Source organism: Niastella soli (assembly GCF_017742245.1).
GTDB classification, from domain to species: Bacteria; Bacteroidota; Bacteroidia; order Chitinophagales; family Chitinophagaceae; genus Niastella; species Niastella soli.
This window is the reverse complement of the sequence record NZ_JAGHKO010000002.1, coordinates 308,175-324,006: the sequence shown is the minus strand read 5'-3', so window position 1 is coordinate 324,006 and position 15,832 is coordinate 308,175. Positions and strand designations below refer to the sequence as shown.

Here is a 15,832-nt window from a genome sequence, read left to right as displayed (position 1 = left end):
ATTTTGTATGCCATCGCCCGCCGTAGTATTGGCATAGGCGGGGCTACGTTGTGGAAACCATATAGTTGCATGCAACTTACATTTTCATCTGTGCCATCTGTGGACTATTTTTGCAACCATATCTATGCAACATAAGATCATAATTACCATCGACGGGTGGTCATCTTGCGGAAAAAGCACACTGGCCAAGCAACTGGCCCGCGAATTGGGTTATATATATATTGACAGTGGCGCCATGTACCGGGCAATCACCCTGTATTTTCTACGCAATCACGTTGACTGGACGCACCCTGAGATCGTACATGAGGCTATGGCACATATTAAGCTCACCTTTATGTCGAACCACAAATCGGGTCAAAGCGAGATGCACCTGAATGGAGAGAATGTGGAATATGTGATCCGCGACCTGGTAGTAGCCGAAAAGGTGAGCGAGGTAGCGGCCATCAGGGAAGTGCGGGAGTTTGCTGTACGGCAACAACAGGACATGGGTAAGAACCAGGGTATTGTAATGGATGGCCGGGATATAGGCACCGTGGTATTCCCCAAAGCCGAACTAAAGATCTTTATGACGGCCGATAATGAGATCCGGGTTAAACGCCGTTTCCAGGAACTGTACGAAAAGAACCCCAACGTTACGATGGAAGAGGTGAGGGCCAACCTGGAGATGCGTGATTACATCGATTCTCATCGCGAAGTAAGCCCCTTGCGCAAGGCAGAGGACGCCCTTGAATTGGATAATTCACACCTTACTATAAAAGAGCAGCTGGAGATAGCCAAGAAATGGGTACACGAACGGCTGCCGTCCACTACGGTCTAAGCATTTGATTTACATTACATCGCCCTGGCGTTACCGTTGGGTATTGTAAATAGAAATAGGGCCTTCCCCCTGGTTTGGCAAGGGGAAGGCTTTTTTATATTTATTACTGACTTGTTTTAAGTTAATTAAGTATTTTTACTATTGCGAATATGATGAACGCATATTACTTTTGATTTATGCGATGCATGAATAATCCAATCTTTCGCAAAACCTCCAGAACACAAATATTGATTGTCTCCCTTTAGATTTTTTCATTACCAGTATTCTCTGAACAGGCTGTATTAACCTCTTGTAGCGTAAAAGGAAAGTTATGTTCCCCCACCAATGGGTGCATGTCCCTGCCGGCTATTGTCGTTAACTCAGCTTCACTACCTCATTAATCAACAACACATCATCACAACTTATTTACGTCGGTAAACCGGCGTACCCCGATACTATTGCATTATACCCTTTAAGAAACGCAAAAGCCAATAGCCGCTGAAAACTAACCCCCAAATTATCTAACCACAAAATTGATTTGTTATGAAGCGGTATTTACTATTTGGTTTTTTTATTGCAGCAACGATCACTACGCATGCACAATTGGAAGAAGATTTTGATCCCGCACCTACGGGGTGGGTATTATCACAAGGAGCGAGTTTTAATTCCTTTAATGGTAACGTAGTGGTTCAAACGCCTGGAGTAGGAGGCAACAATCCCGCCAATATAGGTACGCCTGCGGTGAACAAAACATCGAATACAATGAAAGTATGTTTTGATATTTGGGCAACTTCTAAATCGGGCGGTACTACTGTAAAAGTTCCATTTGATTGTAATACATATGCCGATATTTTGTTTGTAAATTCAGCAGTTACCACATCAAATGATGCCGAGAAGCCAGAAAATATTTATGCCCGTCAGGATAATTACTTATTACCTGCCAATGGCGGTACCACTTGTTTTACATTTAATTTTCCATCGGTGGTAATGGCTTCTGATTTTAAAGTATTTATTTCCTTTCATGCCGGATGTACGCAAGGCGGCACGAAGTATATTATAGACAATGTATCAATAAGCGGGGTAACGCTCATTTGTGGCGGAAATAATTGTCCACCCGTAGCGCTGAACGATGTATTTAACCGCGCGAATGTTACTGAAATGTCATTTAGTGGCGCCTTGTATGGTTCTAATCTAAATTTTCCAGGTAACAGTGTAATAGATGCTACTGGTACAGACAACGATCAAAACGATGCATATGGCAATTTAAAATGGTCGGTGTTGACACAACCGGGTAATGGTACTGTTACAATAAATAGTAATGGAACATTTACGGTTACCCGAAATACAAGTGTTGTAACCCTGTTAACTTTCACTTACCAGCTAACAGATGATGGTCCGGATAATGATTTTGCCACCACTGCCGATAATATGACGGATGATGCCACTGTTACCGTTATATGGCCAGCACCTGGTACCCTTCCTGTAACACTGGTTAATTTCAATGCCAGTCGCAATGGAAATGCCGTGACCATGCAGTGGACCACTAATATGGAGAGCAATAATACTGGTTTTGAAGTTCAACGCAGCAATGGCAATGGCGCTTACGAAACGGTTGGGTTTGTAGGTACTAAAGCAACTGATGGTAACAGCGCCACGCCATTGCATTATCAGTTCAAAGAAACAAATAACGCCAAAGGAAATACCTATTATCGACTGGCGCAGGTTGACAAAGACGGTATGCGTAGTATATCAACAGTTAAAGGCGTTCGCGGTATGGATGATGCTTCAAGAATGACGGTATATCCCAATCCGGGCAAGTCGGATAATATAAATGTACTGTTTGGAAGCAGTGCTAACCGTAATATAGTGATCACCGATCTGAATGGAAAAGTAATAAAGCAATGGAACGATTATCATGACGATAATATGGTGATCAATGGCCTGCGTACCGGAGTGTATGTACTCATTGCAACCAATATAGGTACCACCGGGAGATTGATGCAAAAGATAGTGGTTTTATAGGTTTATCAGCAGGTGAATAAAAAAGAGCCCCGGCGGTGTACCGTCGGGGACTCTTTTGATTAATAGCCTTTACCTGCAAACGCCACAAGATCCTCCGTTCTTAGCGCAATGGGTGCATCTGCTGCAGTTTTTGCAGGCTGTGCAATACCTTGATCCTTTAGAGGTGCCATCCTTACATGCAAAACGCCCCGTTTCCGGAGCGTTAAGCTAAATTGTTCTTATGTTACAAAGCTACAGATTGGTTAGTTGAAACACTATTGCGCCCAATCATACTCTTCCTCGTTTTTAACAGGTACTCCCAGCTCAATATCTGTTACTTCATCATATTCGGCATTTATAACCAGCCAGTGTGACTCACTGATATAAGTTACAAAGGAATTGTAATCTTCTTCCTGCCAGTCTTTGATGGCGGCTCCAAACACGTCTTTAATTACTACTTCAGCAGGGGCTTGTATAATGGGCTTTCCCTGATAGGTGAGCTTGGGGTTGGCGCATCGGATGTACCCCAGTTTGCCATCTTCTTCCTGGTAAAAGGTGAATTTTAATTTGCTTTTGTTGTACTGGTAGATCAATTCGTTCTCATCTTCTTCGTCTTCGTATATCCTGTCGGGTTTGCCCAGCTTTGCAATTACGTCTTCTGCCTTCATGCCAAAAGTAAAATCGCCGATCCCTTTTTTGAGTTTTATATCCATATGAAAAAAGTTTTATAGTGAATAATTACCTCTTATTGTTTAAAAATTCCAGTACTTCATTAACAAACGGTATATGTCCGGGCATTAATTTAAGCAGGGTAGCTGCCTCATCAAACCATGCAAATCTATCCATTTCAGGAAATTCCACCATTTTACCTGATTTAGGGGGCCATTCCAGTGTGAAAGTATTGCTTTTTATGTTGTCTGTGGCAAAGTCCTGTTCAATGGCCCATATGTGTACGATCTTACCGCTTTTCTGTTTTACCGGCGTTAGTTGTGTAAGGTGGCCAGTTATGTCGATGGTTGTTTCTTCTTTAAATTCCCTTATAGCGGCCTTGAGAGGCTCTTCTCCGTCCTCCATTTCACCTTTTACAATACTCCAGTGGCCATCGTCTTTTTTACTGTAAAACGGTCCTCCGGGGTGCCCAAGGAAAAAGAATGGTTTTCCCTTTACCAGCTTGTATGGCAAAATACCGGCACTCTGTTTTTTCATAACGTTAAGGTAAGGCTAAAACGGAAGAACCCCATCCGCCAGCTGGCGGACGGGGTCCTTGCTTGTCATGTCAGTATACCTTCTTGAAGAACTTTCGAGTATTAGCGCAAGAACAGCATCTCACGGTATTTTGGTAACAGCCAGTACTCATCGCCTACCAGCAATTCCAGCTTGTCGGCATGGTAACGGATCTGATCAAAATACGCTTCTTTGATAGTATCGCAATAAGCGATGGCTTTCTCGCGGGTATTAGAGATAACGTTGGCTTTCTTACGAGCTTCGATCATCTTTTCAACCAGTTCAGCCATTTTGTTTACATGCTCAGAAACTTTGGTCAGGATCTGTTTCTGGTTAGCATAGCTGTCATCTTTCAAACCGATCTCTTTCAAACCTTTGATGTTTGTGATCAGTTCGTTTTGATATTTGATAGCCGCTGGTAAAATGTGGCTGGTAGCCAGCTCACCCATTACACGGGCTTCAATTTGTACTTTCTTGATGTATTTTTCCAGCTCGATCTCATGACGGGCTTCCAGCTCTACGTGTGTTAATACGCTGTTGCTTTCAAACAGGTGCTTGGCTTTATCGGTAACCATTGCATCCAGTGCTTTTGGCGTAGTGCGTACGTTAGGTAAGCCGCGTTTTTCAGCTTCCTGGTGCCATTCTTCGCTATAACCGTCGCCTTCGAACAATACTTTTTCGCTGGCTACGATGTACTCGCGAATAACGTGCATGATAGCGATCTCTTTCTTCTCGCCTTTTTCAATTAAGGTATCTACGTCTTTTTTGAATTTCTTCAGCGTTTCAGCCATGATCGAGTTCAAAGTGGTCATGGGGTTAGCGCAGTTTGCAGTAGAACCTACAGCGCGGAACTCGAATTTGTTACCAGTGAACGCGAACGGTGAAGTACGGTTACGGTCAGTGTTATCGAGTAACAGCTCAGGAATGCTTCTGTGCAGGTCTAACTTCAGGATGGCTTCGTCTTGCTCATCGAATTTGCCACCAACTCTTTCTTTAACATCGTTCAATACTTTGTACAGGTACTGGCCAATGAATACAGAGATGATTGCTGGCGGAGCTTCGTTTGCACCCAGACGGAAATCGTTTCCGGCAGAGGCGATAGAAGCGCGCATTAAATCAGAATAATCAAATACAGCCTTGATGGTATTCACGAAGAAAGTGAGGAACATCAGGTTGGTCTTTGGTGTTTTACCAGGAGCCAGCAGGTTGATGCCGGTATCGGTAGCCATAGACCAGTTGTTGTGTTTACCACTACCGTTAATACCGGCGAATGGTTTCTCGTGCAACAGGGCACGTAATTTATGACGGCGGGCAACGCGGTCCATAACATCCATTAACAGGGTGTTATGGTCAACGGCTACGCTTACTTCTTCAAAGATAGGGGCGCACTCGAACTGTGCAGGTGCCACCTCATTGTGACGGGTCCTTAAAGGAATACCCAGTTTGTATGATTCCTGCTCGAAATCGCGCATGAAAGCATAGATCCTGTCAGGAATAGCACCAAAGTAATGGTCTTCCAACTGTTGACCTTTGGCAGGTGAGTGACCGAATACGGTACGTCCACCCAGTACCAGGTCAGGACGGGCATTGAAGAATGCTTCGTCAATTACGAAGTACTCTTGCTCCCAACCCAGGGTAGCATTTACTTTGGTTACATTTTTGTCGAAATAGTGGCACACTTCAACAGCAGCTTTGTTCAAAGCTTCGAGCGACTTTAATAAAGGCGCTTTGTAGTCGAGTGTTTCACCAGTATAAGAAACGAAGATGGTAGGGATACAAAGTGTTTTACCCTGACCGATCTCCATAATGAAAGCAGGAGAAGAAGGATCCCATGCAGTATAACCACGGGCTTCAAAAGTTGCACGGATACCACCACTTGGGAAAGAAGAGGCATCTGGCTCTTGTTGGATCAGCGCATCGCCGTCGAAAATTTCGAGTGCAGTTCCATCGCCTTTCAGTGTGAAGAAAGAATCGTGTTTTTCGGCAGTTGTACCAGTTAAAGGTTGAAACCAGTGTGTATAGTGAGTAACACCTTTTGTCTCAGCCCATTGGCGAAGTCCGGCCGCGATCTGGTTGGCCATAGCGCGGTCAATTTTCTTAGCTCCCTTGATAGAGGCATTCAAACTTTTATAAGCCTCATCACTTAAAAACTCACGTGCAGTTTTTAAAGTAAATACATTCTCACCGAAGATGCCGGTAATTTTGGTAGGCCCTTCTACATCCAGGCCGTTCCCTGGAGTGGTCAGGTCGTTGATTGCTTTAAAACGTAATGATTCCATCACTAAAATTTTTGCTTTTGTGCAAATTAAAGACAAATCGCCTGTCAAAAAAAAAAATTGAATTTATATGATGTTTTTTTCGATAAAACGCAGAAAAACCAGGGCCAAAAGACGCTTTTGGTCTAAAATATCGGGGGAAAATGCGATTTTTTTAAATATAAAGATTTTTGTTAATCTTCTCCGGTTGGCTCCAATTTGTACAAATCACCGCTACGGAAAGGAGTAAAAGCTCGGGAATCGCTTTATATCTAACAATGGCACCGGGAAAAGGGATCACATACCCTATGAATATATATAATGTAATGCTAAAAGCCAGGCAAAATAGGATGAGCGGCTTCTGGAGGGTCTGTTTACTATGTATATCTCTTTTTATTATAGCGAGGAATACCAGCAGCCAGCAAAAGATGATCTCGGCTGCCGTCATGATCTGCAAAGCGCCTTTTGCCTCCCAAACATAGGGGCGAAAAAAAGTATGGCTGACTGCCTGTGGTAACACCCTGGCATAACTGGTTACTGTGGGTTGAAGGCTGTCGAGGGGAAACCGGGTCCCCTTTAATTGTAGGAACTGATGCTGTCGTTCCATAATCATGCCCGGCAGGTTTTTAGCCGGTGAGACCCAGGAGGTGGCAAAAAACAACAATCCACTAATACAATAAACCCAGAGGAAGGTAACTACCGGTTTTCGGTTAAATTTTACAACTATTGACCAGGCCAGTAAAGCGGGTATTAATAATAATAACACCTGACTTCTGTATATGATTACGCCTATTGCTCCAATTATACAATATACCACCTGCCTTTTTTTGTGTTCGTACAACAACCGCCGGAATTGCAGCAGCAACAGAGATGTGAAGAATAATAACAGGCCATCGCCCCGGATCCCGCTTAACCAGAATACCAGGGGCGGGAAAAAAAAGATCAGCCACAACAGGGGTTTTCTTTTGTCGGGGAACTCTTTTACAAAAAAGCTGAATAACCAATAGTGTCCCCAGAAAAGAATGAAATTGAAGAACACTACATTAATATAATAATTACCGCCACTAAAGATATCGGCAATGCTGAGCATTTTAATGATGCCATCATTTTCAAGGGTAAGTATGTATACACTGACTTTATGCCAAAAAGATCCGCCCGCTTTGGCAAATGATTCGGCGGGTAAAAGCTCCATAAAGAAACGGCCGGTATCATGTTTCAGCTTTTCCAGCTCCCCGGGTGAGTAATTATGATAGAGCCAGGTATCGTCGCCATTATAATAATGCAGGTATATATAGCCATATAAACAACCCATAACCACTTTAAAAAGAAAGGCCAGGGCCACTTCGGTAACAGTCAGTGGCACATTCCTGCGGGTAAGGCGAAAAAGAATAAAAATGAATATGATACTATAAAACAGGATGCCTGGTATGGTCATTATACATTTTATTGGCTATTGAACTAATGCCGACAAATCTATACATTTGAGCTTAATTTTCGTAGATGTATAGCAAGGTAGGAGCTCATAAGTTGATTGCCTTTGTATCAAACAGCGCGTGGTCTGTCTACAATTTCAGGTTAGATGTGATCCGTTACCTCATCGACCATGGGTTTCAGGTAATGGTGCTGGCCCCTGATGATGAGTATTCTGCCTACCTGCAGGAAAGCGGCTGCCGGTTTATTCCCCTTGATTTCAATAATAAAACAGAAAATCCTGTTGCAGATCTTGCTTTTTACCAGCAATTAAGGACCCTGTACCGTCAACATCGCCCCGATTTTATTTTTCATTATGTAGCCAAACCCAATATATATGGCTCCCTGGCTGCTGCGGCCATTGGCATTCCTTCGGTGGCTGTGATCACCGGGCTGGGTTATCCCTTTGCCAAACGCAACTGGCTCTATCATGTAGTAAAATTGTTATACAAAAGGGCTTTGCGTAAGACAGGCGAGGTCTGGTTCCTGAATAATGAAGACGCTAAAATTTTCATCAATGAGCGCATTGTAAATATCGAAAAGGTGAAGGTATTGCCGGGTGAAGGGGTAGATACCAATTATTTTTCCTTTCCCCAGCGCATTGTAAAAAAAGACAGCGAACCTTTTACTTTTTTAATGAGTACCCGGTTGCTCAAAAGCAAGGGCATTAGCCTGTATGCAGATGCGGCCCGGATCTTAAAGAAGAAGCATTATTCGGTTCGGTTTGAACTGATAGGTTTTTTTGAACAGCATCATCCCGATTCAATCTCCCGGGAAGAGTTAGATCGTTGGCAGAAGGAAGGACTGATCCAATATGGTGGGTTTGCCAAAGATGTACGCCCCTTTTTACAACAGGCCGACTGTTTTGTATTTCCCTCCTTTTATAATGAAGGCGTTCCCCGTTGCCTGATGGAAGCGGCCAGTATGGAATTGCCGGTGATCACCAGCAATAACCGCGGTTGTAAAGAAGTGGTGTTGAATAATACCACCGGCTTTTTATGTCATTTGCACGACCCGTTCGATCTCGCTGATAAAATGGAACGGATGATCAACCTGCCTGCCGAAGAAAGGAGCCGTCTGGGTCGTAATGGCCGCGCCCTTGTGATCAAAAAGTTCGACATCAAACATGTGATCGACGAATATGTTGCTACGCTGAATACCGATTGGGCGGAATAGGAATAGAAAATTTAGATTCCAGAAATGACAATACCCCTGATCGAAAGATCTGTTTTTCGTATGTCCAGCTATTCAGATCAGGTTGCGCATAGGTAAAGCTGTTTATGTTTTCCCAGGTAAAATTCTCCCAATTGGGTTGCAGGTAAAAATAGTGACCTCCATAAGTATGTTGAAAACTGCGCACCCAGTGATAATCGCTGGTGACAACGGGTATGCCACAGGCTGCATAATCGAGGAATTTGGCTGAAGCCTGTTGATTAAAAGGCGCTACGTTGGGCATATAATTAATAGCAAACCGGGCTTCCTGTATGTGGGCATATACCTCATTGAAGGGGATGGGACCTTTAAAGATAATATTACGGGCATTCTTATACTTTACATCCAGCAGCTGGTAATTACGCGTAAGTACTAATAAGGTTCGGTCCTTTAACGCGCCCGTAGTGAAACAGTCAAAAAGCAATTCCATATTTCTGCTTTTATCAATGGTACCAACATAAACAAAATCATATTGCTTTTGCACGTTTGTCTGGTAACTGATGCCAGATGGAATGCCACAATCCCGAAACCCAAAAGGAATAGCATCTGTGAAATTGAAACGCTGGCGCACATATTCACTATTGAAAATGCGGTAGTCGGGTTGCGCGTTGGTCAGTTTTTTTATGCTGTCTTTTAATTTACCAAAGGGTGGGACCGAGGCCGAGCAATATTCATGAATGGTGATCCTGTTTCTATTGCGTTGTACCTGGCGGCCCATAAAATGCCATTCTACATCGCAGGATATGGTGTGTAGCTGGGAAGGATGTACAATGAATGATTGAATTCCCCGCGCTGCAAAAAAATCAGCATACGCGTTGAGTTCGGGTAAAAAGGCTTTATGTTCATGAATGAAACCGATGGTCATGGGAAAGGCAAGTTAGTAAGTTATTTAGTTTGTTAGTTCATCCAATTTTAGGTTCCCTACTATTGGTAAACTCATGCAACTTTTGGCCATAAGCCTAAAAACAAACTAACAAACTTAGAAAGTGAGTTCCGGAAATTTTGAGGTCAAAAACTCCAATACGCCCGACTGGCGTATTCGCTGTTCCCAGGTAAAGCTTTCAACGGTGGGTTTGGAATAAGAGAAATTATTCACCTGTTCCCAGGTGAAATTGGCAAAGCCGGGGTCCAGATAAAAGAGATTGCCGCCGTATTGCTGTTGAAACCTTTCTACCCAGGCGTACCGGGTGGTAATTATTGGTAAACCCAGGGCCGCATATTCCAGGAGCCGGACGGAAGTCTGCTGGTTAAAGGGCTCCTTGTCAGGCACATAATTTATTCCAAAACGTGCTTTTAAGATATAGGTTTCCATGGAGTTATACGGCAATGGCCCCATAAAAACAATATTCTCATACTCCCCATACACGGTCTGCAGTTGTTCATAGTCCTGGCTTATCAATAACAGGGTTTTATCTTTAAGGGCCCCCATGCTGAAGCAATTTAACAGCAATTCAGGTTCCCGCACCGGCGACATATCGCCCGTGTATACAAAGTCATATTCCCGTTCATGTAAAAAAGGGTCGGCCAGCAGCCAGTGTTCCGGTACACCCATATCGCGGTAACCAAAGGGGATCTTATCGTGGAAATTGATCGTTTTTCTTACGTATTCATTTAGAAACAGCCGGAAATCGGGTTGGGCGCTAAAAAAACTTTTCCACCAGTTCTTCCACCATCGCCAGGGGGGAACAGAGGAGGAGCAATATTCATGGATCTTAAAAATTCCTTCTTTTGGTTTTGTGAGGTCGGCGCCCATTATCCACCACTCAATATGCCGGTGCATCAGGCCCAGCTCGTTTTTATCAACGACCTCACACGTTATGTGGTAGCCCGAAAAGAAACGGCTGTAAGCATCCAGTTCGGGCAGAAAGGCTTTATTATTATGAACAAATGCAATGGTCATGAGCTGGTAAATCGGGATAAATTTATCAATAAGATGACAGACTGTTTGTACTTTTGCGCTTTCCTAAAAAGCTGTTTGACAAACAGCTGGTGATAAATAGCTGATGGTGAGTGTTTTTTGCCTCTGCCGCTGCTATCTTTCCTGGCTCTAAAATACGATCAATCAGCATTTTAACTATATTAATTAATATGGAAGTAACAGTAAAAACGGCTAAACAACTACGACTTACCGAAGACGAATTTGAATTGATAAAACAAAAACTTGGCCGTACGCCCAATTTCACCGAGTTGTGCGCCTTCAGCGGTATGTGGAGTGAGCACTGCAGTTACAAAAATTCAATTAAGTGGTTAAAAACATTGCCCCGCGAAGGCAAGAAAATGCTGGTAAAGGCCGGTGAAGAAAATGCGGGTTTAATGGATATTGGCGATGGCTTCGGCGTTGTATTTAAAATAGAATCTCATAACCACCCCTCGGCTATTGAACCTTTTCAGGGTGCTGCAACCGGGGTAGGGGGTATTCATCGCGATATTTTTACTATGGGCGCCCGGCCAATTGCCTCGCTCAACTCACTGCGTTTTGGCAACCTGAAAGAAGCCAAAACCCAGCACCTGCTGGCGGGTATAGTACATGGTATTGGCCATTATGGCAATTGTTTTGGCGTACCTACCGTTGGCGGTGAAATATATTTTGAACAATGTTATCATACCAACCCGCTGGTGAACGCCATGAGCGTTGGTATTGTAAGGAATGGCGAAACCATTTCAGCTACCGCAAAAGGTATTGGCAACCCGGTGTTCTTTGTTGGTTCTGCTACTGGTAAAGATGGTATTGGCGGTGCTTCTTTTGCTTCGGCTGATATCACTGCTGAAAGTGCAGAAGAGTTACCAGCTGTACAGGTGGGTGACCCCTTTCAGGAAAAGAAACTGTTGGAAGCCTGTTTGGAAGTAATAAAGACCGGCGCTGTAGTAGGGATGCAGGATATGGGTGCGGCTGGTATTATTTGTTCTACTGCCGAAATGAGTGCCAAAGGCGAAGTAGGTATGCGCATCGACTTAGATAAAGTACCTACCCGTCAAAAAAATATGAAGGCCTGGGAACTGTTGCTGAGCGAAAGCCAGGAGCGGATGCTGATGGTAGTGGAAAAAGGCCGGGAAAGCGAAGTGCAACGGGTTTTTGATAAATGGGACCTGCCCTGTTCTGAAATAGGTGAGGTTACCAATGATGGCATCCTGCATTTCTATATGCATGGCGTACTGGAAGCTGAATTGCCTGCCAATGAACTGGTACTGGGTGGCGGCGCACCGCAATATACCCGCGAGTATAAAGAACCAGCTTACTTTGAAAAGATAAAAGCTTTCAATGCTGATACTATTGAAGTGCCTGCCGATCTGAAAGCCGTGGCCGAGCAGATCATTACCATTCCCAACATAGCCAACAAACGTTGGGTATATGTGCAATACGATAGTATGGTGGGCGCTGGTACTTCTACCACCAATACCCCTGCAGATGCAGCGGTGGTAATAGCCAAGCCAACGAATAAAGGACTGGCCCTTACTACTGATTGTAACAGCCGTTACGTATATGCTGATCCGTTCATTGGTGGTATGATCGCCGTATCTGAAGCTGCGCGTAACATCGTGTGCAGCGGCGGTCAACCTTTAGGTATTACCAACTGTTTGAACTTTGGTAACCCATACGATCCACAGGTGTACTACCAGTTCGTATATGCGTTAAAAGGGATGAGCGAAGCCTGTCTGAAATTTGATACCCCGGTAACGGGTGGTAACGTAAGTTTCTACAACCAGAACCCTGATGGTGCGGTATATCCTACACCAACAATCGGTATGGTGGGTTTGCTGGATAGTGTGAATGATAAAATGACGATGGACTTTAAAGAGGCCGGTGACCAGTTGTTCCTGATCGGAACCAGCCGCAATGACATCAATTCTTCTGAATATTTACATAAGATCAAAAAAGTAGAATTCAGTCCGGCCCCGCATTTTAACCTGGATGAAGAAGCTACCCTGCAGAACAAGGTTGCTGAATTGATCAAAGCTGGTGTAATTGCATCTGCGCACGACACCAGCGAAGGCGGATTGGTGATAACGCTGCTGGAAAGCTGCTTTAACCGCAACCTGGGTGTTGAGGTAACTGCTGCAAAAACAGACATTCGTAAAGATGCTTACTGGTTTGGTGAAGCACAAAGCCGCGTGGTGGTGAGTGTGAAAGCCGATAAAGTAGAGGTCTTCAAAAAAGCAGTGGGCAATCATCCTTACGAACAGCTGGGACAGGTAACAAGCGGCGCCATAAAAGTAGATGGTAAAGACTGGGGTACTATTGATGCCTGGAAAAATAAATATGATACAGCCATTGAGAACTTGCTGGCTGGCCATGAGTCAGAACATGCATTGAGTGCGTTGTAAGAAAGGCAGACGGCAGAAGGCAGACGGCAGACGGCAGAAGGCCGCGTCGCGGATTGCTCCCGGCTCAGCCGGGACGGATTGCCGATTCACGATTAACCATTGACGAATCACGATACACGTTTGACGAAATGAACAAAGACAGTAAAATAGTAGTGACCGGCGCTGCCGGATTTATAGGAAGTTGTTTAACCGGTTTTCTGAATGAAAAAGGATACAACCGGCTTATTCTGGTTGATGATTTTACCGAGCCTGAAAAGATGCAGAACCTTGAAGGCAAACAATACGATGAGAAAATAGAGCGGGAAGATTTTTTTGAATGGCTGGAAGCCAATAAACCCGCCATTGATTTTATATTCCATATTGGCGCCCGTACCGATACTACCGAATTCGATTATTCAATACACCAGCATTTGAATGTGGAGTATTCCCAAAAGATCTGGAATTACTGTACTGAGAACAAGGTGCCGGTGGTATATGCTTCTTCTGCGGCCACATATGGTTCCGGTGAAGAAGGGTACAACGATGACCATGCCATTGTATATGCATTGAAACCATTGAATCCATATGGGGTTTCAAAAAATGAGTTTGATAAATGGGCATTGGAACAAACTACCCATCCGCCTTTCTGGGCCGGGTTGAAGTTCTTTAATGTGTATGGGCCCAATGAATATCATAAGGGCCGTATGGCCAGTGTGATCTGGCATTCGTTCAAACAGATAAACCAGTCCGGAAAAGTGAAGTTGTTCAAATCGCACAAGGAAGGCTTTAAGGATGGTCAGCAGTTGCGCGATTTTGTATATGTAAAGGATGTGCTCAAGATCTGTTATTGGTTAATGGAGCAGTATGAAAAAGCGAGCAGTGCCGTAGCCAGTGGGTTGTATAACCTGGGTACCGGTAAAGCACGCAGTTTTGAAGACCTGGCGAAAGCTACCTTCAGCGGGCTGGATAAAGAACCAATGATCGAGTTTATTGACATGCCGGAAGACATTCGTGATAAATACCAGTATTTCACTGAGGCTAATATGCAAAAGCTGAAAGACGCCGGGTATACCGATCAATTTTATTCATTGGAGAATGGGGTAGATGATTACGTGCGTAATTATTTAGTGAAAGGAAATTACTATTAGTTCTATGAACAAAAAGATAGCAATTATTGGTGGCGGTAATTTAGGTACTGCCATTGCAGAAGGTCTGATCAATAGCGGATTTACACAACCCGAACACATCCTGATCACCAAGCGGAATATTAAAACGCTGGCGGCGCTGGAAAAGCGCGGCGTAATGGTGAGTGATAATAATGAAGAAGCTGTTCGTTTTGCCGATATGATCATCCTGGCGGTAAAGCCATTTCAGGTTGATGATATTCTGGGAAAGCTGAAAGCATTGCTCAATCCTGATAAACAGGTATTGGTTTCGGTGATCACTGGTATCACCATCAAGCACATGCTGAAAGCGGTTGATCTAAAAATACCGGTGATCAGAGCCATGCCCAATACAGCTATTGCCATACAGGAAAGTATGACCTGTTTAGCGGCATCACAGGATGTAAACCGTGATCAGATCGCATTCATTGAAGACCTGTTCAACCAGCTGGGTAAAGCGGTTTGGATAGATGAGAAGTTGATGGATGCAGCGACGGTACTGGGTGCTTGTGGAACGGCCTATGCCATGCGCTATATACGTGCAAACATCCAGGGTGGTATTGAAATTGGTTTTGATGCCGCCACTGCCAGTTTAATAGCGGCGCAAACAGTAAAAGGCGCTGCCGAATTATTATTGAAAAAAGGCTCACACCCCGAACAGGAAATCGATAAAGTAACTACTCCCAAGGGTTGTACCATTGCAGGTCTCAACGAAATGGAACACCAGGGTTTTAGTTCATCCCTCATTAAAGGAATTGTTGCCAGCTACGATAAGATACAAAAGGACCTTTAGGCTTAGTAGTTTTACGGGGTTCAAATAAAATATATGTTTAGCCGTTAATTGATGCGCTGTGAATATGCGGATAAGTGAGTGTGTTATATCTACGGTATCGTATAATCACGGATTGTTGCGTTAGTAATATTACTAGTAGTGTATTACGAATATATTATTTATGCATACGTTTGCTTGCACATGAAAAGAAATTTTCGTTTTTTTGTTGCTGGAAATTAACAGACCCCGTACCCTTAGGGAATAACCCATAACCAATTATGAAAAAGGAGAAATTGAGTTTTCTTATACTATTTGTGGAAATAGCAGCGATCGTATTTTTACACTCTGCCAAGAACCATCAGGCTGATGGCAGCAAAATGTTAAGCGCCAAAAAAGCAGTGGTTGGTTCTCCATATCAATTAAAAGCACTTACCCTTACCAAGGTAAAATAGTATTAGCCAACTATACATCTGTTTAAAGCCCTATCCGCTGGATGGGGCTTTGTTTTTTTGTGCAGGGAGGTAGCCAGCAAGCCCCGTTGGGTAAAAGTCATTGATTTTAACCGGTTTTTAATAGAATTCACAGGTTGTGGCCCGGTTTTCCACACCCCAAAATCGTGTTTTTCTGGCGCATTATT

The 15,832-nt window shown here is 43.8% G+C and carries 13 protein-coding genes; 7 read left to right on the top strand and 6 right to left on the bottom strand.

Going from position 1 to position 15,832, the window contains the following annotated elements:
• Window positions 1–124: 124 nt before the first annotated feature.
• The gene (cmk, locus tag J7I42_RS13930; RefSeq protein ID WP_209139423.1) at window positions 125–817 is read left to right on the top strand and encodes a (d)CMP kinase; all 693 of its coding nucleotides are present in this window, start codon (window positions 125–127) and stop codon (window positions 815–817) included.
• A gap of 522 nt (window positions 818–1,339) precedes the next feature.
• The gene (locus J7I42_RS13925; protein WP_209139422.1) at window positions 1,340–2,818 is read left to right on the top strand and encodes a T9SS type A sorting domain-containing protein; all 1,479 of its coding nucleotides are present in this window, start codon (window positions 1,340–1,342) and stop codon (window positions 2,816–2,818) included.
• Between the two features lie 254 nt (window positions 2,819–3,072).
• Here the strand turns inward: J7I42_RS13925 and J7I42_RS13920 are convergent, their stop codons facing one another.
• The 4 genes from J7I42_RS13920 to J7I42_RS13905 all read right to left on the bottom strand — a co-directional run bounded on the left by J7I42_RS13920 (window position 3,073) and on the right by J7I42_RS13905 (window position 7,711).
• Window positions 3,073–3,510 carry a hypothetical protein gene (locus tag J7I42_RS13920; protein WP_209139421.1) on the bottom strand — a complete coding sequence of 146 codons (438 nt, stop codon included), beginning with the start codon at window positions 3,508–3,510 and terminating at the stop codon, window positions 3,073–3,075.
• 25 nt (window positions 3,511–3,535) lie between these two features.
• Complete coding sequence (locus tag J7I42_RS13915; protein ID WP_209139420.1) at window positions 3,536–4,003, bottom strand: NUDIX domain-containing protein; 468 nt, start codon at window positions 4,001–4,003, stop codon at window positions 3,536–3,538.
• A 101-nt stretch (window positions 4,004–4,104) separates the two neighbouring features.
• Window positions 4,105–6,300 (bottom strand): glutamine synthetase III family protein, encoded by a 2,196-nt coding sequence (locus J7I42_RS13910; RefSeq protein WP_209139419.1) that lies wholly within the window; start codon window positions 6,298–6,300, stop codon window positions 4,105–4,107.
• Window positions 6,301–6,451: 151 nt separating this feature from the next.
• A complete protein-coding gene (locus J7I42_RS13905; protein ID WP_209139418.1) occupies window positions 6,452–7,711 on the bottom strand; it encodes a hypothetical protein in 1,260 nt (419 codons plus the stop codon).
• A gap of 65 nt (window positions 7,712–7,776) precedes the next feature.
• Here J7I42_RS13905 and J7I42_RS13900 point away from each other — a divergent pair, with 65 nt between their 5' ends.
• Complete coding sequence (locus tag J7I42_RS13900) at window positions 7,777–8,922, top strand: glycosyltransferase family 4 protein (protein WP_209139417.1); 1,146 nt, start codon at window positions 7,777–7,779, stop codon at window positions 8,920–8,922.
• Here the strand turns inward: J7I42_RS13900 and J7I42_RS13895 are convergent.
• Window positions 8,894–9,823 (bottom strand): glycosyltransferase family protein, encoded by a 930-nt coding sequence (locus tag J7I42_RS13895; protein ID WP_209139416.1) that lies wholly within the window; start codon window positions 9,821–9,823, stop codon window positions 8,894–8,896. The two genes, J7I42_RS13900 and J7I42_RS13895, sit on opposite strands and share 29 nt — an antisense overlap.
• Before the next feature lie 114 nt (window positions 9,824–9,937).
• Complete coding sequence (locus tag J7I42_RS13890; RefSeq protein ID WP_209139415.1) at window positions 9,938–10,858, bottom strand: glycosyltransferase family protein; 921 nt, start codon at window positions 10,856–10,858, stop codon at window positions 9,938–9,940.
• 188 nt (window positions 10,859–11,046) lie between these two features.
• Here J7I42_RS13890 and purL point away from each other — a divergent pair, with 188 nt between their 5' ends.
• From purL to J7I42_RS13870, 4 genes are all read left to right on the top strand, one after another.
• The gene (purL, locus tag J7I42_RS13885; protein ID WP_209139414.1) at window positions 11,047–13,281 is read left to right on the top strand and encodes a phosphoribosylformylglycinamidine synthase subunit PurL; all 2,235 of its coding nucleotides are present in this window, start codon (window positions 11,047–11,049) and stop codon (window positions 13,279–13,281) included.
• A gap of 128 nt (window positions 13,282–13,409) precedes the next feature.
• Window positions 13,410–14,408: an ADP-glyceromanno-heptose 6-epimerase gene (rfaD, locus tag J7I42_RS13880; RefSeq protein ID WP_209139413.1), complete on the top strand. Its 999-nt coding sequence runs from the start codon at window positions 13,410–13,412 to the stop codon at window positions 14,406–14,408.
• Window positions 14,409–14,412: 4 nt separating this feature from the next.
• Complete coding sequence (gene proC, locus J7I42_RS13875) at window positions 14,413–15,216, top strand: pyrroline-5-carboxylate reductase (RefSeq protein WP_209139412.1); 804 nt, start codon at window positions 14,413–14,415, stop codon at window positions 15,214–15,216.
• A gap of 257 nt (window positions 15,217–15,473) precedes the next feature.
• Window positions 15,474–15,647 (top strand): hypothetical protein, encoded by a 174-nt coding sequence (locus tag J7I42_RS13870; protein ID WP_209139411.1) that lies wholly within the window; start codon window positions 15,474–15,476, stop codon window positions 15,645–15,647.
• Window positions 15,648–15,832: the final 185 nt, after the last annotated feature.

Bases quoted from the DNA above. Each gene is read 5' to 3' on its own strand.
- J7I42_RS13920 (WP_209139421.1), bottom strand. From the start codon at position 3,510: ATGGATATAAAACTCAAAAAAGGGATCGGCGATTTTACTTTTGGCATG.
- J7I42_RS13895 (WP_209139416.1), bottom strand. From the start codon at position 9,823: ATGACCATCGGTTTCATTCATGAACATAAAGCCTTTTTACCCGAACTC.
- rfaD (WP_209139413.1), top strand. From the start codon at position 13,410: ATGAACAAAGACAGTAAAATAGTAGTGACCGGCGCTGCCGGATTTATA.
- cmk (WP_209139423.1), top strand. From the start codon at position 125: ATGCAACATAAGATCATAATTACCATCGACGGGTGGTCATCTTGCGGA.
- J7I42_RS13925 (WP_209139422.1), top strand. From the start codon at position 1,340: ATGAAGCGGTATTTACTATTTGGTTTTTTTATTGCAGCAACGATCACT.
- purL (WP_209139414.1), top strand. From the start codon at position 11,047: ATGGAAGTAACAGTAAAAACGGCTAAACAACTACGACTTACCGAAGAC.
- proC (WP_209139412.1), top strand. From the start codon at position 14,413: ATGAACAAAAAGATAGCAATTATTGGTGGCGGTAATTTAGGTACTGCC.
- J7I42_RS13910 (WP_209139419.1), bottom strand. From the start codon at position 6,300: ATGGAATCATTACGTTTTAAAGCAATCAACGACCTGACCACTCCAGGG.
- J7I42_RS13915 (WP_209139420.1), bottom strand. From the start codon at position 4,003: ATGAAAAAACAGAGTGCCGGTATTTTGCCATACAAGCTGGTAAAGGGA.
- J7I42_RS13900 (WP_209139417.1), top strand. From the start codon at position 7,777: ATGTATAGCAAGGTAGGAGCTCATAAGTTGATTGCCTTTGTATCAAAC.
- J7I42_RS13890 (WP_209139415.1), bottom strand. From the start codon at position 10,858: ATGACCATTGCATTTGTTCATAATAATAAAGCCTTTCTGCCCGAACTG.
- J7I42_RS13905 (WP_209139418.1), bottom strand. From the start codon at position 7,711: ATGACCATACCAGGCATCCTGTTTTATAGTATCATATTCATTTTTATT.
- J7I42_RS13870 (WP_209139411.1), top strand. From the start codon at position 15,474: ATGAAAAAGGAGAAATTGAGTTTTCTTATACTATTTGTGGAAATAGCA.